21 protein-coding genes and 1 pseudogene are annotated in these 21,398 nt (G+C 44.6%); 19 read left to right on the top strand and 3 right to left on the bottom strand.

From position 1 onward, the window contains the following. Window positions 1-11 precede the first annotated feature (11 nt). Window positions 12-947, top strand: coding sequence for an HPr(Ser) kinase/phosphatase (gene hprK / locus OCV47_RS05780; protein WP_256296973.1), 936 nt, complete (start codon window positions 12-14; stop codon window positions 945-947). A gap of 20 nt (window positions 948-967) precedes the next feature. Next, on the top strand, window positions 968-1,900 hold the full coding sequence (locus OCV47_RS05775; RefSeq protein WP_317244140.1) for an ROK family glucokinase: 933 nt from the start codon (window positions 968-970) through the stop codon (window positions 1,898-1,900). Between the two features lie 172 nt (window positions 1,901-2,072). On the opposite strand, the gene OCV47_RS05770 is transcribed toward OCV47_RS05775, so the two are convergent. Beyond that, window positions 2,073-4,859, bottom strand: a complete 2,787-nt coding sequence (locus OCV47_RS05770; RefSeq protein WP_262654287.1) for a transglycosylase domain-containing protein — start codon at window positions 4,857-4,859, stop codon at window positions 2,073-2,075. 167 nt (window positions 4,860-5,026) lie between these two features. Between OCV47_RS05770 and OCV47_RS05765 the strand changes: the two genes are divergently transcribed. From OCV47_RS05765 to OCV47_RS05685, 17 genes and pseudogenes are all read left to right on the top strand, one after another. Then, window positions 5,027-5,671 (top strand): YigZ family protein, encoded by a 645-nt coding sequence (locus OCV47_RS05765; RefSeq protein ID WP_262654286.1) that lies wholly within the window; start codon window positions 5,027-5,029, stop codon window positions 5,669-5,671. Between the two features lie 86 nt (window positions 5,672-5,757). Next, window positions 5,758-6,582 carry a glutamate racemase gene (murI, locus tag OCV47_RS05760; protein ID WP_262654284.1) on the top strand — a complete coding sequence of 275 codons (825 nt, stop codon included), beginning with the start codon at window positions 5,758-5,760 and terminating at the stop codon, window positions 6,580-6,582. A gap of 61 nt (window positions 6,583-6,643) precedes the next feature. Next, window positions 6,644-7,087 carry a YwiB family protein gene (locus tag OCV47_RS05755; protein WP_117447726.1) on the top strand — a complete coding sequence of 148 codons (444 nt, stop codon included), beginning with the start codon at window positions 6,644-6,646 and terminating at the stop codon, window positions 7,085-7,087. Between the two features lie 56 nt (window positions 7,088-7,143). Beyond that, a complete protein-coding gene (locus OCV47_RS05750; RefSeq protein ID WP_262654283.1) occupies window positions 7,144-8,409 on the top strand; it encodes a dihydroorotase in 1,266 nt (421 codons plus the stop codon). 20 nt (window positions 8,410-8,429) lie between these two features. Further along, entirely contained in the window at window positions 8,430-9,149 is a 720-nt protein-coding gene (locus tag OCV47_RS05745; RefSeq protein WP_262654282.1) for a dihydroorotate dehydrogenase electron transfer subunit, read from the top strand. Next, on the top strand, window positions 9,142-10,047 hold the full coding sequence (locus tag OCV47_RS05740; protein ID WP_256296953.1) for a dihydroorotate dehydrogenase: 906 nt from the start codon (window positions 9,142-9,144) through the stop codon (window positions 10,045-10,047). The genes OCV47_RS05745 and OCV47_RS05740 overlap by 8 nt, the downstream gene beginning before the upstream one ends. Window positions 10,048-10,049: 2 nt before the next feature. Beyond that, a pseudogene (locus OCV47_RS15995) lies at window positions 10,050-10,181 on the top strand (metal-sensitive transcriptional regulator); the annotation flags it as partial. Between the two features lie 262 nt (window positions 10,182-10,443). Next, window positions 10,444-11,271, top strand: coding sequence for a substrate-binding domain-containing protein (locus OCV47_RS05730; protein ID WP_262654366.1), 828 nt, complete (start codon window positions 10,444-10,446; stop codon window positions 11,269-11,271). A gap of 24 nt (window positions 11,272-11,295) precedes the next feature. Next, a complete protein-coding gene (pstC, locus tag OCV47_RS05725) occupies window positions 11,296-12,159 on the top strand; it encodes a phosphate ABC transporter permease subunit PstC (protein WP_262654280.1) in 864 nt (287 codons plus the stop codon). 2 nt (window positions 12,160-12,161) lie between these two features. Beyond that, complete coding sequence (pstA, locus tag OCV47_RS05720; RefSeq protein ID WP_262654278.1) at window positions 12,162-12,998, top strand: phosphate ABC transporter permease PstA; 837 nt, start codon at window positions 12,162-12,164, stop codon at window positions 12,996-12,998. 17 nt (window positions 12,999-13,015) lie between these two features. Continuing rightward, entirely contained in the window at window positions 13,016-13,765 is a 750-nt protein-coding gene (gene pstB / locus OCV47_RS05715) for a phosphate ABC transporter ATP-binding protein PstB (RefSeq protein WP_256296937.1), read from the top strand. A gap of 1 nt (window position 13,766) precedes the next feature. Then, complete coding sequence (phoU, locus tag OCV47_RS05710) at window positions 13,767-14,417, top strand: phosphate signaling complex protein PhoU (RefSeq protein ID WP_117447735.1); 651 nt, start codon at window positions 13,767-13,769, stop codon at window positions 14,415-14,417. 200 nt (window positions 14,418-14,617) lie between these two features. Next, on the top strand, window positions 14,618-14,791 hold the full coding sequence (locus tag OCV47_RS05705) for a hypothetical protein (RefSeq protein ID WP_262654277.1): 174 nt from the start codon (window positions 14,618-14,620) through the stop codon (window positions 14,789-14,791). 212 nt (window positions 14,792-15,003) lie between these two features. Then, complete coding sequence (locus OCV47_RS05700; protein ID WP_262654276.1) at window positions 15,004-17,019, top strand: GGDEF domain-containing protein; 2,016 nt, start codon at window positions 15,004-15,006, stop codon at window positions 17,017-17,019. Window positions 17,020-17,083: 64 nt separating this feature from the next. Beyond that, entirely contained in the window at window positions 17,084-18,754 is a 1,671-nt protein-coding gene (locus tag OCV47_RS05695; RefSeq protein ID WP_262654275.1) for a hypothetical protein, read from the top strand. 6 nt (window positions 18,755-18,760) lie between these two features. Further along, a complete protein-coding gene (locus OCV47_RS05690; RefSeq protein ID WP_256296929.1) occupies window positions 18,761-19,231 on the top strand; it encodes an HD domain-containing protein in 471 nt (156 codons plus the stop codon). A gap of 9 nt (window positions 19,232-19,240) precedes the next feature. Further along, a complete protein-coding gene (locus tag OCV47_RS05685; protein ID WP_262654274.1) occupies window positions 19,241-20,443 on the top strand; it encodes a class I SAM-dependent rRNA methyltransferase in 1,203 nt (400 codons plus the stop codon). Window positions 20,444-20,457: 14 nt separating this feature from the next. Here OCV47_RS05685 and OCV47_RS05680 read toward each other — a convergent pair whose 3' ends face one another. Next, the gene (locus OCV47_RS05680) at window positions 20,458-21,099 is read right to left on the bottom strand and encodes an SdpI family protein (protein ID WP_256296925.1); all 642 of its coding nucleotides are present in this window, start codon (window positions 21,097-21,099) and stop codon (window positions 20,458-20,460) included. A gap of 4 nt (window positions 21,100-21,103) precedes the next feature. Further along, on the bottom strand, window positions 21,104-21,367 hold the full coding sequence (locus OCV47_RS05675; RefSeq protein ID WP_256296923.1) for an autorepressor SdpR family transcription factor: 264 nt from the start codon (window positions 21,365-21,367) through the stop codon (window positions 21,104-21,106). Window positions 21,368-21,398 lie beyond the last annotated feature (31 nt).

Raw genomic sequence — 21,398 nt, 5'->3', positions numbered from 1 at the left:
GGAGAAATCAAATGGCAAGCTGTATTCCGCTGACAAAAATGGTACAACAGATGAATCTGAAGAATGTGACTCCGGAGATCGACATTTCTCAGATAAAAGTACATGTTCCGGATATTAATCGTCCGGCACTTCAGCTGACAGGATATTTTGATCATTTCGCTTATGAGCGTGTACAGATCGTAGGATATGTGGAGTATACCTATCTGCTGGGAATTCCAATGGAGCAAAAACTTCCCATTTATGAGAAGTTTGTATCGTTCAAGATACCGTGTATTATATTTACATCCAAGACAGAGCCGGATACGGAATTGTTGAATCTGTGCAATATCTATGGAGTACCGGTATTCTGGACAGAAAAAGCCACTTCTAATTTCATGGCAGAGATCATTCGCTGGATGAATGAAGAACTGGCACCGTGTATATCTATTCACGGAGTACTGGTGGATGTATTTGGCGAAGGCGTGCTGATCATGGGGGAGAGTGGTATCGGTAAAAGTGAGGCCGCCCTGGAACTGATCAAGCGTGGACACCGTCTGGTATCGGATGATGTGGTAGAGATCCGTAAGATCAGCGATGTATCTCTGGTGGGAACAGCACCGGATATTACCCGGCATTTTATTGAACTGCGTGGAATTGGTATCATCGATGTCAAGACATTGTATGGTGTGGAGAGTGTAAAAGATAACCAGACGATCGACATGGTGATCAAGTTGGAAGAGTGGGATCGGGATAAAGAATATGATCGACTGGGGCTGGAAGAGGAATATACTGAATTCCTGGGAAATCGAGTTGTATGCCACTCCATTCCGATTCGCCCGGGACGAAATCTTGCAATTATTGTTGAGACCGCAGCGGTCAACCACAGACAGAAAAAGATGGGATATAATGCAGCACAGGAATTGTACAATAGAGTACAGCAGAATCTGGTAAAGAGAAGAGAAAACTAAAAACGGGAGGCTTTTACATAATGGAAAAATATGTATTTGGAATTGACATCGGGGGAACGACTGTAAAATGTGGGTTATTTACTGTGAAGGGAGAATTGCTGGAAAAATGGGAGATTCCAACCAGAACCGAGAATAATGGAGCAGCGATTTTGCCGGATGTGGCAGATACTGTTTTGAAGAAGATTCAGGAAAAGGGACTGGCGAAAGAAGAGATCGCAGGAATCGGAATCGGTGTACCAGGACCGGTAAATGAACAGGGCGAAGTACCAGGTGCCGTGAATCTGCACTGGGGGTATGTGAATCTGGCCGGTGACATGGAAAAAATGACCGGATTAAGGGTAAAAGCCGGTAACGATGCCAATGTAGCAGCACTTGGAGAAATGTGGAAGGGCGGCGGTGCCGGATGCCAGAGTATTGTTATGGTAACACTGGGAACCGGTGTCGGCGGTGGTATCATCAATAATGGAAAAATCGTAACCGGTGCTCATGGAGCAGGCGGAGAGATCGGTCATATTCATGTGACGGATGATGTGGAATGCAATTGTAACTGTGGCAATCATGGATGTCTGGAACAGGTAACCAGCGCTACTGGAATTACCTATCTGGCAAATCGCAGACTGAAAAAAGACGATAGACCATCCATGCTGCGAGGTGGCGAAGTAAATGCCAAGACGGTATTCGATGCAGTAAAAGCAGGAGATGAACTGGCAAAAGAAGTCGCAGAAGAATTTGGCAAATATCTCGGAACAGCACTGGCCTCAGTTGCCTGTGTGGCTGATCCGGAAGTCTTTGTGATTGGCGGCGGGGTATCCAAAGCCGGACAGATAATATTGGATTACATTAAGAAATACTATGCACAGTATGCATTCATGACCTGTAAGCAGGCAAGTTTTGCACTGGCCAAGCTTGGAAATGACGCAGGAATCTATGGCGCAGCAAAGATGCTGCTGTAGACCACTGGGGACGGAGTTTTCTGGCTCTTTGTGAAATGAATAAGCGTCAAAAAACCCGGCAGGGAAGAAAGATGTGGAGTTAACATACTACATTTTCATCCCTGCCGTTTTTTTGCTTATTTTAGATGTCGATCAAGTCTTAAAGAAAGCCAGAAAACACCGTCCCCAATGGCTAGTAGATTCGTATAATTCCGTCGTCATAATAATCATCCGATGGAATGTCCTCAAAGGAATTGCCGCCACTGGCTGCACCATTTTCTACCGGGTTAGAGGAACTTCCGGAGGAATCTGTTGTGCCTCCGGTTTGATTCCCTGCGTTTCCGATATCGATGATACCATCCTGGGAGCTATTGTTCTGTGTTTCACTCTGAGCTTCACTGCTTCCTTCAATCTTAACGCCGGATCCATGACCTGGGCATACTTCAGTCGGTGCAGTGTAATTGGAATCATCGGTGGTTCCGGTACTGCCATCTGGACGTTTGACAAAGACCTTTGTGGTAGTCGATGGGCAGGTAGCAGAAGCCAGGAGCCCTGTCTGATTGCAGATCTTTGTAGAAACATGAACATCACAGGTATCCGTTGGAACGGTATTTGTAGTGAAATATTCGGTCATAATCTGGGAGCCCCGCGGATCTGCGTCACACAGACCACTGACAGCCAGCTTACCGGATTTCTTACAGATCTGTGCGGTGGTAATGCCTTCCGGCTGAGTGAAATCTGCCACCGAAAGTTCTGCATGAATGCGAGTCATAATGGCATTCCATAAAACTTTGGCATATCTGCTGTAGCTCTTATCCGTGTCTGGAAGCGCTTCGTTGTTATCATAGCCGCCCCAGACACCACAGGTATAATATGGAGTATAACCTTCAAACCAGATATCCTTGGAGGAGTCTGTGGTTCCGGTTTTCCCGGCAACCGGCATATCTCCAAGGCTGATAGTCTGATATGCAGTACCAAGAGGATTTTGTACCACATCTTGCATGGCTTTGGTCAGCAGGTAAGCGGTCGTTGGCTGGAATACCTGAGTGGCAGTGCAGGTGTTGTCCAAAATCACATTTCCATTGCTGTCTTCAATACGGGAATAGAACTTTGGTTTGATATAGCTGCCACCATTGGCAAGTGCAGCGTAAGCGGCAGTCAGTTCCAGGTTCACCACCCCATCGGTGATGCCGCCAAGAGCCAGTGGCTGATAGGCATCGGTGAGCACATTGCCATCCGCGTCGGTATCGTTATCATATAGGGTGGTGATGCCAAGCTGTTCCAGATAATCCAGACCTACCTGTGGGGTAATTTCCGTCAGTACTTTGACGGCTACCACATTAATCGACTTCATCAGTGCAGTATGAATGGTCTCAAGACCGCTGTATCCATAATCACTGTCCCAGTTCTTCAGCTCCGCACCAGATTCATACTGATACGGAGCATTGTCATACACAGAAGCAAGTGTTTTCCCATTATGTTCAATAGCCGGGGCATAGACGGCAATTGGCTTGAACGTAGACCCTGGCTGTCGTCTGGTGGCGGTAGCACGATTCAGAGTCAGACTGGCTTCCTTGGAACCACGTCCGCCTACAATAGCCTTTACATAGCCGGTAGACTGATCAATGATGACCACAGAAGCCTGCGGCTGTGGAACCAGTGAGATTCGCTCACCAAGAACAGTGTCTCCTTCGGCTGTCATAGCAGATTTGAACTGTTCGGCATAAGAACGGGCAGTATCTTCATCGTAAAACATCATATTGAAAGAATCGTCCTGCTGTTCAAAGTAGTTTTGTACATCGTTGCTGCCATAATGAATCGTTTCACCTGAAGTCTTCTGAATACTCAGCGCATAATCCAGACCGATCAGGGTTTCTGTCGGATAGTTGGCACTGTTGGCAAATTCTTCATCACAGATTTGCTGAATTGCGGCGTCCTGCACACTATAGATACGAAGACCGCCGGAATAAAGTGCACGGTAAGCCTGGGTACTGGAATATCCTTTTTCCTTTATCAGGTCTTCCAGAATCTGCTCGATCATGGCATCGGTATAATAAGAGTAGACGCCGTTATCTTCCGTTTCAGAAGAAGCTTCCTGGATCCGGGAGTAGACATCATCGTCCATTGCTGCCTGATAATCAGCTTCTGTAATGTAGCCCTGTTCCAGCATGGCATTTAGAACTTTTTCCCGCCGTCTGGCATTTGCCTCCGGATTGGTGATGGGATTGTATCCGGTAGGATTCTGAGTGATACCGGCAATCACCGTACTTTCCGACAGTGTCAGCTCGGATACATCTTTATTAAAATAGCGTTTGGCCGCAGCCTGCACCCCGTAAGTGCCGGCGCCCAGGTTAATGGTATTCAGATAATCTTCCAGGATCTTTTGTTTTACTTCTGACTTGGAAGCTGTTTTTTCCATATTTTTTTCCAGTTCCAGTGCCAGATACTGTTCCTGAAACTTCCGTTTAAAACTCTCGATCAGAGAAGATTCACTGACCCAGTTGGTAAAGACGCTGTTTTTCAGAAGCTGCTGGGTAATGGTGCTGGCACCCTCAGAAAAACTTCCCCCTGTGACTCCTACGACAAAGGCCCGGAGAATGCCCCGGACATCGATTCCATTATGCTCATAGAAACGTTCATCCTCAATGGCAACTACGGCATGCTGCAAATTCTCCGGCACCTGGCTGATAGAGACCGGAGTACGGTTGGAAGTAGGGGCAGTCAGCTTCTGCAGCTGATGGCCGTCTGTATCATAAATATAAGTGGCTGCTTCCACCGGCGCGGTGCTTAGATCTGTAATATCTGGTGCACTTTTGATCAGGCCCTGCATAATGCCATAGCCACCACAGATCAGCCCAACCAGAAGCGTAACGGCTGCAAGAATCATCAGGCGGGCGAGAGTCATACCGGCTTTCTGTTCAATCTTTTCAGCTGTCATATTCCGCTTTTTCTTTTGAATATCCTGTCTTCCGTATCTCATATGGTAAATAACCTGCTTTCGTGTCTGTGAATAGTAATATATCCTATAGTATAACAAAATATGCGGATAAAAAAAAGAGCAGGTCTGTTCGAACCGGAAAAAATATGTTAAAATAAAATGATTGTTCACAAAACAGATGGGAACAAGATACAAATGTAGGAGTATATATGGGAACAAAGATTGTATTTGATGGTGGGGAAGAGGAACTGATTGAGAAAAAATCCCGCTTTATTGCGACTGTAAAGCCTGTGGATTCAGAAGAAGAAGCATTGGAATTCATTGCTGCCATAAAAAAGAAATACTGGAATGCCAGACATAACTGTTTTGCTTTCGTGATCGGGGAGCAACAGGAGATCCAAAGGTGCAGTGATGACGGGGAGCCGCAGGGGACAGCCGGACGACCGATGCTGGATGTACTGCTGGGAGAAGATGTGCATAATGCAGCTGTTGTAGTGACCAGGTATTTCGGAGGAATTTTGCTGGGAACCGGAGGACTGGTACGGGCTTATTCCAGAAGTGTGCAGCTGGGGCTGAAAGCCAGTACGATTATTGAGAAGACAAAGGGGAGCCGGATCACGATTCAGACGGATTACAACGGGGTTGGAAAGCTGCAGTATCTGCTGGGACAGCGGGGAATTCCGATTGTAGATTCCCAGTATACGGACGTGGTAAAGCTGGAGCTTCTGGTGGAAGAATCTACAGTCACAGAGCTCCATGAGGCGGTGACGGAGGCGACCAGCGGAAGAGCCGGATGGGAAGAGGAAAAGGGAGTTTCCTTTGCATTTGTTGAGAAGGAACCTGTCATATTCTGAACTGCAGTCCTGCGGTTGAATTTTAAGTGGACGTGCAGTATACTCAAAATGAATATGGATTTAAAATAGATAAGGGGAAAGTAACCATGTTAGAAATGGAAAAAGATAAGGCAATCGGAGTGTTTGATTCTGGTATTGGAGGTCTGACGGTTGTACGGGAGATCATGCGTAATATCCCAGATGAAAGAATCATCTACTTTGGAGATACGGCCAGACTTCCATATGGAAATAAATCAAGAGAAACCATTATCAGATTTTCCAGACAGATCTTGCATTTTCTGCAGACCAGAGATGTAAAGGCACTGGTGATTGCCTGTAATACAGCCAGTGCACTGGCACTGGAGACGATACAGAAAGAGGTAGATATACCGATTATCGGTGTGGTGAAGCCTGGTGCAAAGGTAGCCTGCAAGACTACGAGGAATAATCGAATCGGAGTCATTGCCACAAAGGCAACGATTTCCAGCGGTCTGTATACAGATTTTATTCATCAGATCCGTCCGGAGGCTGAGGTGATCGGCAAGGCCTGTCCGTTATTTGTGCCACTGGTAGAAGAAGGATGGCGTAAGGATACGGTAACCAGAGAGGTGGCGGCCCGTTATCTGGAAGAATTAAAAGATAAGGATATTGATACACTGATTCTTGGATGCACCCACTATCCGCTTCTTCGATCCCTGATCGGAGATATTATGGGGGATCAGGTAACACTGGTGAATCCGGCGTATGAGACTGCACTGCAACTGAAAGAACTGCTGCAGGAACATGGAATTGCCAGTGATACGAAGCCGCAGGGGGAGAATCCATATGAATTTTACGTCAGTGATGCAGCAGAGAGCTTCCGGGATTTTGCCAATGCGATTCTGCCGATCGATATTGATCGTGCGAAGAAGATTAACATAGAAGAGTATTAAAGAGAATGCAACTGTTCAGAACCCACTGTGAAGTGGCTGAACAGATACGAAAGGAAAACATATGACAGAAGAAGTTCTGGTAACGATCAAAGGCATGCAGATGATGCCGGAAGATCAGGATGAGGTAGAGATTGTGACCAGTGGAAAGTATCTGAAGAAAGGCAATAAGCACTACATCACCTATGAAGAAGTGGTAGAAGGTATGGAAGGCACGATTCAGAACCTGATTAAACTGGACGAGAATGGCATGGAGGTCACCAAAAAGGGACTGACCAATGTGCATATGGTATTTGAAAAAGATAAAAAGAATATGACCTGTTATGAGACCCCGTTTGGCAATCTGCTGGTTGGCATTTCTGCCACCAATATTGATGTGACAAATGGAGAGGAGAATATGGATATTGAGGTGCGCTATGTGCTGGATGTGAATTATGAGCATATGGCAGACTGTACCCTGAATATGAGTATTAAGTCCAAGAATAACGGAGAGTTCCATCTGAATTAGATATTCACCAGATGGCTGCTGACACTGATGTCAGTAAAACACGAAGGAGTATACAGATGTTAATTATAAAAAATGTAAGAATTCTGGATCCGGCATCGGCAACCGATATGACCGGGGATATCAGCATAGAGAATGGAAAGATTAAGACGATCGGCAGCGTGAAAGCAGGAAAAGAAGATCAGATCCTGGATGGAAGCGGACTGATAGCTGCACCGGGGCTGGTGGATACCCATGTACACTTTCGGGATCCGGGACTTACTTATAAGGAAGATATTTATACCGGTGCTCACGCTGCGGCAGCAGGAGGTTTTACTTCGGTAGTCTGTATGGCCAACACAAAACCGGTAGGAGATAACGTGGATACCGTATCTTATGTGGTGGAAAAAGGGAAAAAGACCAATATTCATGTCTATACTACGGCAGCAGTGACAAAGTCTTTTGATGGAAAGAATCTGACAGATTTTCAGGCACTGCTTCAGGCAGGAGCCATTGGATTTACCGATGACGGAATTCCAATTAAGGATGCCGGGACGGTTAAGGCAGCCATGGAGATGGCGGCAGCACTGGATGTGCCGATCAGCCTTCATGAGGAAGATCCAGAGTTGATAGTATCCCCTGGAGTGAACCAGGGAAAAGTCTCTGAGAAGCTTCATTATGGCGGTGCACCTGCCAAATCAGAATATGAGATGGTACGCAGGGACTGTGAACTGGCACTTCAGACCAGAGCCAGGACGGTGATTCAGCATATCAGCAGTGCAGAGTCTGTGGAGGCAGTGCGCCAGTGTTGGAAAAAGGGCGGTCGGATCTACGGAGAGGTGACACCACAACATTTTTCTGCAACAGAGGATCTGGTGCTGGAAAAAGGAGCATTGGCCAGAGTCAATCCACCTCTTCGGACGGAAACAGACCGGCAGGCCATTATAGAAGGTCTGAAGGATGGCACATTGAATATCATCGCCACAGACCATGCGCCTCACAGCAGGGAGGAGAAAGCAAAAGATCTCAAAGATGCACCGAGCGGTATGATTGGACTGGAGACCTCTCTCGCACTGGGAATTACGAATCTGGTGAAGACTGGCGAGCTGGAGCTGATGGATCTGCTGGAAAAGATGACCATCAATCCTGCTATGTTGTATCATTTGAATGCAGGACGGCTGACAGAGGGGGGACCGGCAGATCTGGTGCTCTTTGATCCGGAGAAAAAATGGGTAGTTGAAGAGCAGTTTTATTCTAAGGCATCCAATTCACCATTCATCGGCATGGAACTGACCGGTCAGGTGCAGTATACCATCTGTGGTGGTAAGGTGATTTTTGAAAGATAACAGATGGGAGAAAACATAAAATGGGAAAGATACGCAGTAATGAAAAAGTAGATCAGGATTTTTACCTGATGACAGTAGAACAGGAAAATAAAGCACGTATGGGACAGTTCTATATGCTTCGGGCATGGGATACCTATCCGGTACTGTCCAGACCGATCAGTGTGTTTGATGCAGACGGACAGACTGTAAGCTTCTTATATAAGGTAATCGGAAAAGGAACAAAGATGCTTTCTGAACTGGAAGCAGGAGAAGAGATTACCCTTGATGGACCTCATGGGAACGGTTTCCCTGAGCTGACCGGCAAGAAAAAGATTGCTCTGGTAGGCGGTGGCGTGGGAATTGCACCGTTGTTTCTGGCTGCAAAGACCTACAAATCAGCAGATCCGGAAACGCAGGTGGATGTGTATCTGGGATTTTCCGGTGAACCGATTCTGATTGATGAGTATAAGAAAGTGGCAGACCAGGTAATTGTGAATGTGGGAGGCTTTGTAACGGATGACATTAATCCATGCGAATACGATGCCATCTGTACCTGTGGCCCTGGCATCATGATGAAAGTATTATATGACAAATGCCAGAAAGTGGGAGCAGCCGCTCCTCTGTATGTATCTATGGAGAACCGTATGGCATGTGGTATTGGAGCCTGCCTGGTATGTACCTGTAAGACATCCGGCGGTAACAAGAAGGTCTGCAAGGACGGACCAGTATTCCTGGGAAGCGAGGTATTTGGAAATGAGTAACAGACTGAAGACAACTTTTGCCGGAGTGGAATTTAAGAATCCGGTGGTACTTGCTTCCGGAACCTGTGGATTCGGAAGAGAATTGAATGAATACTTTGATATCGAACGCCTGGGCGGCTTATGTTCCAAGGGACTGTTGGAACATCCCCATGGTGGAAATGACGGAATCCGTATCTGGGAGACTCCAAGCGGTATTATGAACAGTGTTGGGCTGGAGAATCCTGGGGTAGATGCGTTCATTGAAAAAGATCTGGACTGGGTGAACAGCAAGGATCTGGTGAATATTGTGAATCTGGGCGGCCACTCTATCGAAGATTATCTGAAAGGAATGGAAAAGCTGAATCAGGTGGAGCTGGATATTCTGGAGCTGAATATCTCCTGCCCGAATGTAAAGAGTGGTGGTATGAATTTCGGTACCAAAACCGAAGTGGCAAGAGAGATTGTTCGAAAAATTCGTGAAATCTGCAGACATAAGCTTGTTGTAAAGTTATCACCAAATGCCGAAGATATCGTTTCACTGGCAAAGATGTGTGAGGAGGAAGGCGCAGACGGGGTATCCCTGACCAATACCTTCCTGGCTATGGCTATTGACCTGCAGAAGAAAAAACCAGTATTTAACAATACTTATGCCGGTCTTTCCGGTCCGGCTATCAAGCCAATTGCTTTGCGCATGGTACATCAGGTCAGCCATGCAGTCAACATCCCGGTAATGGGACTGGGAGGCATCACCTCCTGGCAGGATGCTATCGAATTTATCCTGGCAGGTGCTACTGTAGTACAGGTGGGAACAGCAACTTTCATGAAGCCAGATATCAGCATGGACATCATAGAAGGCATGGAAAAATATCTGGAAGACAACGGATACGAAAGTATCGAAGAGATTCGAGGGATCATTTAGGCCATCAATGTGGACAGATTGTATTGGAGGGGCATATCGAACATTGCGTAAGAGAAGGAATCGAACACGGCGATGCCGATAAAACAGTAGAAGACTTCACCAAAGCGGTCGAAAGATTTGCAAATATGTCATAATTACAACATCGAAAAGAAAGGGTTGACTTGTGCTTGCACAAAAGTCAGCCTTTTTTAATGCACTTTATATAAAGGTTTTACCACAAACTTACACATATTTTACATTCAGCTGATAACGGATTTTACATAGCACTGTTAATATAACTGGCGTAGGGTGATTGAGAGAAAAGAAAAACGAAAAAAGAATAATAAAAATTAGAGACCCTGCAGAAAGAGGATAATCGTTATGAAAAAAATAGCAGTGATGGCTTTAGCAGCAGTAATGGCAGCAGGAATGGCAGTACCAACTATGGCAGCAGATATGAGCAGTGATCCAATTACAGTAGTATCCCGTGAGGATGGATCAGGTACAAGAGGAGCTTTCATTGAACTGTTTGGCGTAGAGGAAAAAGATGCAGATGGTAACAAAGTAGATAATACAACAGAAGAAGCAGAAATTACAAATAATACAGCAGTTATGATGTCTACTGTAGCAGGTGATGTAGATGCCATCGGATATATTTCCCTTGGATCTTTAAATGACAGTGTAAAGGCAGTTAAGATCGACGGAGTAGAAGCAACTGCAGAAAACATCAAATCCGGAGAATATAAAGTATCCAGACCATTTAACATTGCAACAAACGGAGAAGTCAGCGATGTGGCTCAGGATTTTATCGACTATATCTTAAGCCCGGAAGGTCAGGCAGTCATTGAAGAAAACGGCTATATTTCCATTGATGATGTAAAAGATGCAGAATCCACACAGCCAGAAGGTAAAGTTGTAGTAGCTGGTTCTTCTTCTGTAACACCGGTTATGGAAAAATTAAAAGAAGCTTATGCAGAAGTAAATCCAAATGCAGAGATTGAAATCCAGCAGAGTGATTCTACCACAGGTATGACATCTGCAATCGATGGTATCTGCGATATCGGTATGGCATCCAGAGAACTGAAAGACGAAGAACTGGAAGCAGGTCTTACATCTACCACAATTGCAAATGATGGTATTGCAATCATTGTAAACAATGACAACCCAACAGATGATCTGAGTGTGGATCAGGTAAAGAGCATCTATGTAGGTGAAACTACAACATGGGGAGACCTTACAAAATAAGGAAACCCAAACAGGAGCAGTCATATGAAAGCAAAATATAAAGAAAGACTGATGCAGGCGGTATTTTTCATTGCCGCCTGTGCTTCTATACTGGCAGTTGTTCTGATTTGCGTTTTTCTGTTCGTAAATGGTCTGCCGGCTATGGGAAAAATCGGTGTATTCAAATTCTTACTTGGAACAAAATGGAAACCGGGAAATGATATTTACGGAATTTTCCCTATGATCCTTGGAAGTATCTATGTAACAGCCGGAGCCATTGTAATCGGCGTACCGGTCGGTATTTTAACATCTGTATTTATGGCAGAGTATTGCCCGAAGAAAATCTACAGACCTCTGAAGATGGCAACTGAACTTCTTGCAGGAATTCCTTCTATTGTATATGGATTCTTCGGACTGGTAGTATTGGTTCCGATAATCCGTACTTTATTCCAGGGAAAAACCAATGGAAGCAGTATTTTAACATCCTCCATTCTTCTTGGCATGATGATTCTGCCAACCATCATTGGAGTAACAGAGAGCTCCATCCGTACAGTACCAAGAGCTTATTTTGAAGGAGCACTGGCACTGGGAGCAACGAAGGAACGCAGCATTTTTACTGTAATGATTCCGGCGGCAAAGTCTGGTATCATGGCAGGTGTGGTACTGGGAATCGGACGTGCCATTGGAGAGACCATGGCAGTAATGATGGTAGCCGGCAACCAGGCTCGTGTGCCGAACAGCATTTTGCAGGGCGTGCGGACACTGACTACGAACATTGTACTGGAAATGGGCTATGCGACAGGACTCCACAGAGAAGCACTGATTGCAACTGCAGTGGTACTGTTTATCTTTATTCTGATTATCAACTTTACCATTGCCTGTCTGAATAACCGGAAAGGGGATGCATAAAAATGAATTTAAAAAAATATAAAGGACATCCCGGTTCACTGATTCTGGTGATTCTGGTGATCCTGGCAGCGGTAATTACCTTTTCCGTATTATTGTTTCTGATTGCCTATATTCTGATTAAGGGAGTACCTCATTTGAAGCCATCCCTGTTCGCATGGGAATATACCTCAGATAATGTATCCATGATGCCGGCGATTATCAATACATTGATTATGACGCTGGTGTCCCTGGTGATTGCCGTACCGTTTGGTATTTTCTCTGCCATCTATCTGGTAGAGTATGCAAAGCGTGGCAATAAATTTGTGAAAGTGATCCGCCTGACCACAGAGACACTTTCTGGAATTCCTTCCATCGTATATGGTCTGTTTGGATTTCTGTTTTTTGTCACTTATCTGAAATGGGGTAACTCCATACTGGCCGGCGCATTTACTCTGGCAATTATGATTCTGCCACTGATTATGAGAACTACAGAAGAAGCTTTAAAATCTGTACCGGATTCTTACAGGGAAGGAAGCTTTGGACTGGGCGCAGGAAAGCTTCGCACCGTATTTAGTGTTGTATTACCAACCGCAATTCCTGGTATTCTGGCCGGTGTGATTCTGGCGGTGGGACGAATTGTGGGAGAGACAGCAGCCCTCATCTATACATCAGGAACTGTGGCACAGATTCCACAGTTCCTGATGGGATCCGGACGTACCCTTGCGGTACATATGTATAACTTATCCAGTGAAGGACTTCATGTGGATGAGTCCTATGCCACAGCTGTAGTACTTCTGATATTGGTAGTAGCGATTAACAGTCTGTCAGGATTTGTGGCAAAGAAACTGGCGAAGAGCTGACGGGAGAGAAAGTTAGAATGAACAAGATTGAGATAAAAAATATGAACCTTTATTATTCAGATTTCCATGCATTAAAAGACGTGAATCTGGATATTGAACCAAATAAAATTACTGCATTTATCGGACCTTCCGGATGTGGAAAGTCTACCCTGTTAAAATCCCTGAACCGTATGAATGACCTGGTAGAGGGATGTCGTATTGAGGGAGATATCCGTCTGGATGGAGAAGATATTTATGGCGATATGGATGTGAATCTTTTAAGAAAGCGTGTGGGAATGGTATTTCAGAAAGCCAATCCATTTCCAATGAGTATCTATGATAATATTGCCTATGGACCACGTACTCATGGGATCCGTTCTAAAGAAAAGCTGGATGATATTGTAGAAAAGTCTCTTCGAGATGCAGCCATCTGGGAAGAAACTAAGGATCGTCTGAAGAAAAGTGCACTGGGTATGTCCGGTGGACAGCAACAGAGACTCTGCATTGCCAGAGCACTGGCAGTACAGCCGGAAGTGCTTCTGATGGATGAGCCGACTTCTGCACTGGATCCGATCTCCACATCCAAGATCGAAGATCTGGCACTGGAATTAAAAAAGAATTACACGATCGTAATCGTGACTCACAATATGCAGCAGGCTGTGCGTATTTCTGATAATACTGCATTTTTCCTTCTTGGAGAAATGGTAGAATATGGCAACACCCAGAAACTGTTCTCCAAGCCATTTGATAAGAGAACAGAAGATTATATCACAGGAAGGTTTGGTTGATATGAGAGATTATTATAACAGACAATTGTCAGAACTGGAACAATTGATGAGTGAGATGGGACAGATGATCGAAGCGGCCATTGAAGAAGCTATGACGGCTTTATTGCAGAAAGATCAGGAAAAGGCCAGGCAGATCATCCAAGATGATGAAAAAGTGGATCATCAGCAGAAGAAGATCGAGGATCTCTGTATGCAGCTTCTGCTGTCCCAGCAGCCGGTTGCTACTGATCTGAGACAGATTTCATCTGCGATTAAGATGGTTACGGATATGGAACGCATCGGGGACCATGCAGCAGATATCTCAGATATTACTCTGCAGCTGGTACAGTCAGGTTATCCTCATGACCTGAGTAATGTAAAGAAAATGGCTGAAGAGACCACGCATATGCTGAAAGACAGTCTGGATGCCTACATTGAAAAAGATGCACAGAAAGCAGTGAAAGTCATTCATCAGGACGATGTGGTGGACGAATATTTTTCTAATATTAAAAAAGAAATCATCCGTCAGATCAATGAGAGCAGTGAGGGGGGCGAACAGGAAGCCGACCTTTTAATGATCATCAAATACCTGGAACGTATCGGAGATCACGCTACCAATATTGCAGAATGGGTTCTGTTTTATATCACAGGAGAACATCCGGAGATTGCATGACGAAACAGAAAGCATTTTCTAGTTACTCAGACCCCACTGTGAAAGTACTGAACAGAAGACATTTTTAGAAAAAACTTACATACATTTTACATAAAAATGGTATTGAACTTTACATGGCATTGCTAGAATAAGGTCAAAGTTAAAGGGAATGGCAGGCGAATATGAGAATGATGTATGAATTTATGCAGGAAAAAATAAAAATGTCAAAGGAAACGGCAGCATTACTTACCGCAGTTTTGCTGGTGATCGGAGTGGTAATCCTGACAGCGGCGTTTATCTCGGTGATTGGCTTATGGTGTTACGCAGACACAATTCTTTCACTGGTGACATTGGTCAGTGGTGTGCTGGTTCTGATCTGGATATTGAATTTATAAACAGCAATTCCAAAAAGTATAAAAATAACCTGGAAGAAAACCTCAAAGGAATCCTCCGGGTTATTTTTTATTTCACAGGAAATCACGCCCTGTAAAATACAAATGCGATAATTAAACAAAAAAATTGCAGAAAAAATTGAAATCATTGCCCAAATATGATACTATATAAAAAGTAGTGTTTGTGAAAAATGACAAAATTTGAGGTGTTTTTTATGGAGAACCGTGTGCATACATCATTGGGGGTCCTGATTGGTGGCGTTCATACATACTTCCCAAAAGAAATCATTCGGGGGATTTCAAAAGAGGCAGAAAAAGAACATATAAATATCTTCTTCTTCCTGGGGATGCAGACAAAGGTTTTTTTGAAGCAGGTACTCGGAGAACACAGTAATGCGTTTTATGATTATCAGTTCAATACGATCTATGATTACAGTCAGATCGGAGGTCTGCAGGGATTATTGATCAACTATGGTACGATTGGTACCTATCTGAAAGAGAACAATGTAAGAATATTTGCACAGCGTTATAATGACCTGCCATCTGTATTTCTGACAGAAAAGATTAATGTGGCAAACTGTTATTCCATCATATCAGATAATTATCAGGGACTTTACAGTGTGGTAGAACATCTGATTACGGAACATGGATGCAAAAGAATTTTATTTGTAAAAGGACCAGTGGGAAATACAGATTCCAATGAGCGGTTTCAGGGTTACCAGGATGCAATGAAGGCACATGACCTGACGGTGCAGCCACAGATGATTGCGCAGGGCGATTATTCAGAATTTATAGATGAGAGTGTGGAAGAACTTCTGGACCACAATCCAGATGCGGATGCAATTGTTTTTGCTAATGACGAGATGGCATATTCCGGCTGTCGGGTATGTAGAAAAAGAGGATTGCAGGTGGGAAAGGATATTCTTCTTACCGGATTTGATAACGGCGAGCTGTCGAGACAGACAGATCCGCCATTGACAACGGTTCTGCAGGATGGAAAGGCGATGGGAGAGCTGGCTGTCCGTAATATGATGTGTATTTTAAATGGGGAAGAGGTCCCATTTTGCAGATATCCAACCAAGCTGGTGGTTCGGGAATCCTGTGGGTGCATGCGCCAGAATAATGAACAGATTCAAAGTGAAGAAGACAGGTCTGAGGAGACTGGGCGGCTGCGGCATGAGATTATTGAAAAACAGCAGCAATTTGTGGAATTCCAGAGAAAGTCCTGGTTGCTTCCGATGATGGTCAGAGAGCTGAACGAGTGCGTGGACGATGAGAGGGGATTCTGTCTGCGGATTATGGACACTATGAAGGTAATGGGGGTATCGAGCAGTTATTTGTTTCTGCTGGATCAGCCGATTGTTTATGATGGCGAAAGTGACTGGACCTGTCCGGAGAATCTGCGTCTTGCAGCCCATTGCCGGAATGGCGAGACCTTTGCTTATTCACTGGAAGAACGGCCATTGGTGACCAGAGAACGTGGAATCGCACAGATGACAGAGGATGGAGGAGACCATCAGTATATGGTATACCTGCTGTTTTCCAGCGAAAGACAGTATGGCCTGTTGGTCTGCGAGGTGCCGATTAAGGATCTTTCCTTTTATTATGTGGTCAGTCTTCAGATAGGACTGGCACTGCACAATTATGAGTTGAATAAGATCGAAGCGTTACACAGACAACAGCTGTTCCAGGACATGGAGAGGATCAGAGAACAGAACAGAGAACTGGATATGAAGTCTGCTTATGATCAGCTGACAGGTTTGCTGAATTTGCGTGGCTTTACAGAGAGGACAAAGAAGATCTGCGAAGATGGCAAGCGGCGCAAGGCACATCTGTTGTATGGAGATCTGGATCATCTGAAGGAGATCAATGATACCTGGGGACATGCAGAAGGTAATTTTGCCATAAAAGCATGTGCAGATATTCTGAAAAGCTGTATCCGTGGCAGTGATATGATTGCAAGAATAGGCGGGGATGAGTTTTCCTGTCTGGTCTTTTCTGAGATGGATACCTTTGATACCATTTTGAAGGATCGGATTATACAGGCCTGTAAGGAGTTTAACGAACGTTCCAGGAAGCCATATTATGTGGAACTGTCTGTTGGAATTCAGACCTTTGAACTGGAAAACTATGAAGATATTCAGCTGGCGAACATCAGTGCTGACCAGATTCTGTATGAAGCAAAAAAGAATAGAAGAAAATCCATAAAAAAGAAAAATAATGAATTGTAATCCGTCCATAAAATAGGTATGATAAGTAGGCGAGAAAAATACAAGAAGAGACGGAGAGCCTGAGATGAAAAAAGTTGCAAAGTGGTTGGACAGGAAAGCCGGAGCAGTCTGGTTTTCCTGTTTTTTTAATCTGGCAGTGTTGGCAGGAATGATGCTTCTGCTTCGATCGGCATTTGAAACAAATGATGATATCAGTATTTCTATGATTGTAAATGGCGCATGGGGTGTGCATGATCCTCATGTTATTTGCCAGAATTATCTGCTGGGGCTGCTGTATAGCCTGTTTTACAGAATTGGGCATGGGCGGATACCATGGTATGCCATCATACAGTTTGCGGCGATTTTTGCTGCATTGACAACTGTAACATGGGTCTGGTTCCAGAAGTTGCAGCGGGCACAGGCCTGGCTGGTGAATGGCATTCTGCTGATTTATTTTGGATATGAATGTTATATCCGGATGCAATATACCAAAACAGCTGGGATTATGATGGCAGCTGGAGCATTGTTGCTGTTTTATGAGGTGGAAAAAGAGAAAGCTTCTGTCAGAGGAATGATTTGGGGGATTATACTGGCTGTGGCAGGATCTCTGTACCGATTTGAAGAAGCAGCGATCTGTTGTGTGTTGATGGCAGGAATTGGACTTTATTTTCTTATGACCAGGAAAAAACTGATTACATTGATCGCTGTATTTGGGCTGACTGGACTTTTGATGGTGGGGACAGAAGTATTCGATCATCAGATCTATGCTTCTGATCCGAAATGGAATACCTATATGAAGTATAATGATCTGCGCAGTAATCTGACAGATTACAGCATGGCACCTTATAAGGGAAATGAAGAGGCCTATCAGGAGATGGGGATCGATAAGACAGCATACCGTATTTTCAAAAATGGACTGAATTTTTATGATCCGGATATATTTCCACTGGAGACCGTAGAAAAAATTGAGCAGCTGCGTCCGAGAAATCGGCTGAGTAAATTGCTGGTAATGAACTTTTTCAAAGAATTCCCGATCGGATACCTGAAAATACCAACATTTTATGGTTTCCTTTTGCTGGCATTTCTGTGGTTGTTCTGGAGACAAAAGGGATGGAAGGTCTGGGTGATTGTAGGATATGAGATTTGTGCCATGGGAGCAATTGATTTTTATCTGTACTATGCAGGACGGTATCTTGAGAATCGGGTGGAAACCGGACTTTGGTTTGCGATTACACTGGTGGTGATCTGGTTTTATGATAGAAGGAAGACAGGAATCACGGAAAAATATGCGCTGATTGCACTGGGAGGTCTGTTACTGGCAGGGCAGAGCACCTGGAAGGAATGCTGGAGAGCGTTGACCGTGCAGAAGGAAGTGGATCGGGACTATCTACGGGACTCTTTCATAGAGGCTGTGGAGACGGATCCGGAAGGATTATACCTTGCAAAAGTGGGAACAATTACCTATACTGGATATGGCATTTTGGATGCAGTTCCAGAAGGAAGATTTGAAAATGTGGTATGGTATGGTGGATGGGAAATGGGAAATCCACTGTGGCAGAACAAAATGGCAGAGTATGGCATCGTGAATCCTTATCGGGATTTGACAGACAAAGAGCACGTTTATCTGGTGGATAATAAGATTGATCTGACTGTGAAATATATCCAAAAGCATTACCAGAAAAATGTGGAGGCAGAACTGGTAAAAGAAGCTGGCTATCTGCAGGTATATCAGATAAAAAGTAAGGAAATGGAGTAGAGAGAGATGTTCGAGCACTGGAAAAAGCGCCGGGCACACTGGGAGCGAATGGTGCATAAGAGGGGCGCAGATATATTGAAGTCTGCCAATATGCAAAAGGAAAAAAAGTTCCTTCAACACGGAAAAGTGTCGGTGTATACTCATTCTGTGCGAGTAGCAGTGTTGAGCCTTTTTCTGGCAGAGCTGCTGCGGGTGAAGGTAAACGAAGAGGCCATGATGCGGGGGGCTCTGCTTCATGATTATTTCCTGTATGACTGGCATGAAAAAGATGACAGTCACAGATGGCATGGATTTTCTCATGCCAGAGCAGCACTGAAAAATGCAAAAAAGGATTTTCAGCTGGGAGAGATTGAGCAGGATGTGATTCAGAAGCATATGTTTCCGCTGAATCTGAAGCCGCCAAAGTATAAAGAAAGTGTGTTGGTCTGTCTTGCAGACAAGCTGAGTGCACTGGAAGAGACTATTCGAAGAAGGTAGGAGAAAAGCATGAATCATACAATTGTAACCCTAAAAAAAGGAGAAGGACGCACCATCAAATCCGGAGGTCTCTGGATTTACGATAACGAGATTGCCACGATTACAGGAAGCTTTAAAAACGGAGACATTGTGCTGGTGCATGATTTTGACGGTTACCCGATGGGGCGTGGATTTATCAATCAGAATTCAAAGATCCGCATCCGGATGATGACCAGAAAGGCAGATCAGGAGATCAATGAAGAATTCCTTCGTATGCGGGTGAAAAATGCTTGGGAATATCGTAAGAATACCGTAGATACATCCAGCTGTCGGCTGATCTTCGGAGAGGCAGATTTTCTTCCGGGGCTGGTAGTAGATAAATACGAAACAGTATTGGTGGTGCAGTGCCTGGCACTTGGCATGGAGCAGATGAAGGAGACGATCGTGAGTCTTCTGAAAGAAGTTCTGGCAGAAGATGGTATTGAGATTCGTGGTGTCTATGAGCGCAGTGATGCCAAAGAACGGAAAAAAGAAGGCATGCCAATAGTGAAAGACTTCATTGGACCAGAGTTTGATACCAATGTGGAGATTGTGGAAAATGGAGTGAAGTATCTGGTAGATGTGAAAGACGGACAGAAGACAGGGTTCTTCCTGGATCAGAAATACAATCGTCTGGCGATTCAGCGGATCTGCAAAGACAAACGTGTGCTGGACTGCTTTACCCATATGGGAACTTTCGCTTTAAATGCAGGGATTGCCGGAGCAAAAGAAGTGACCGGACTGGATATTTCAGAATACGCAGTGCAGCAGGCGACCGAGAATGCAATCCGCAACGGACTGCAGGATGTCGTGAAGTTCCGGGCAGCGGATGTCTTTGATGAACTGCCAAAGCTGGAAGCGGCAGGGGAACAATACGATGTGGTCATCCTGGATCCACCGGCTTTTACCAAAGCAAAAAATACCATTAAAAATGCCATGAAAGGATACCGGGAGATCAATATCCGTGGTATGAAGCTGGTGAAAGATGGCGGTTATCTTGCCACCTGTTCCTGTTCTCATTATATGGATTATGAGAATTTTACCAGGGTCATTCATCAGGCAGCGGCCAGTGCCCATAAGCGCCTGCGTCAGGTGGAGTTCCGTACGCAGGCGGCAGACCATCCGATTTTGTGGTCGGCAGACGAGTCCTATTATCTTAAGTTCTACATTTTTCAAGTAGTAGATGAGAAGTAAAAAACAGGCAATTATTAAATCCCTTTCCTGTAAAGGAAAAAAGAATATCCATAGGGTATTGCAAGCAATGCAATAATGATTGTGAACAGAATGATATCAGAATCAACAAATGCATTGACGATCATGGCAATCCCGGCAATAACGAATGTCCAGGCGCTGATACGGTGAGTGCGGTTCCAGTTCTCTTCGCTGTACAGTGTCCATGGAATTCGTATTCCAGCAGTGTAATTCTGCTTTACTTTTGTCAGATAGTTTCCAATTATAAGGAACATGACTCCGATAATCAGATAGACGATCATCGAGATGTTCACATGGATCCCAAGGGCGATAGCGTAGCTGGAACATACGACAGCTGGCGAAAGGACAGCCATGAACCAGATCAGTGCCCGAATCAGTTTGGAACTGATATTTTGGCGCTTTGGATCTGCGCTGGTGATCAGAATACAGAACCACATAAGTACAAGCAGGAAGGCAGGAAGACCAAAGACAGCAGTAGATTTATTAGACCAGCCATCCGGTACATTGCCAGTGGAAAAATGGGTAGGGATCTGTGCCGGAAGTTTGTTCCAAAGAAGCAGTCCTATCAGTATCGGGCTTAGAGAAAGCAGGCTGCCAAACAGCAGCGACCATTTATATTTTTTTATCATATTCAACATAAGATCATTCTCCTTTCAGGTCTTTCAGCCATAGAAGAAGCTCTTCTACAACCGAAGTATTCAATTCATAATAGACATAATTTTTCACTTTGGTTTCCCATATCAGATCTGCTTTTTTCAGAATCTTCAGATGGTAGGAGACAGTGGCACCCGTCATGTTAAAATGACTGCCGATTTCCCCGGCAGACATTTTACCGGATTTCAGAAGCTGTAAAATCTCCCGACGCACCGGATCAGACAGAGCCTTAAAGGTATCCGCAAAAGCCATAGCATCACCTCTTTCAAATGGTTTAAAAACT

It is taken from the genome of Muricoprocola aceti, assembly GCF_025567005.1.
Classification (GTDB): domain Bacteria; phylum Bacillota; class Clostridia; order Lachnospirales; family Lachnospiraceae; genus Marvinbryantia; species Marvinbryantia aceti.
This window is presented reverse-complemented; position numbering and strand designations above follow the sequence as displayed.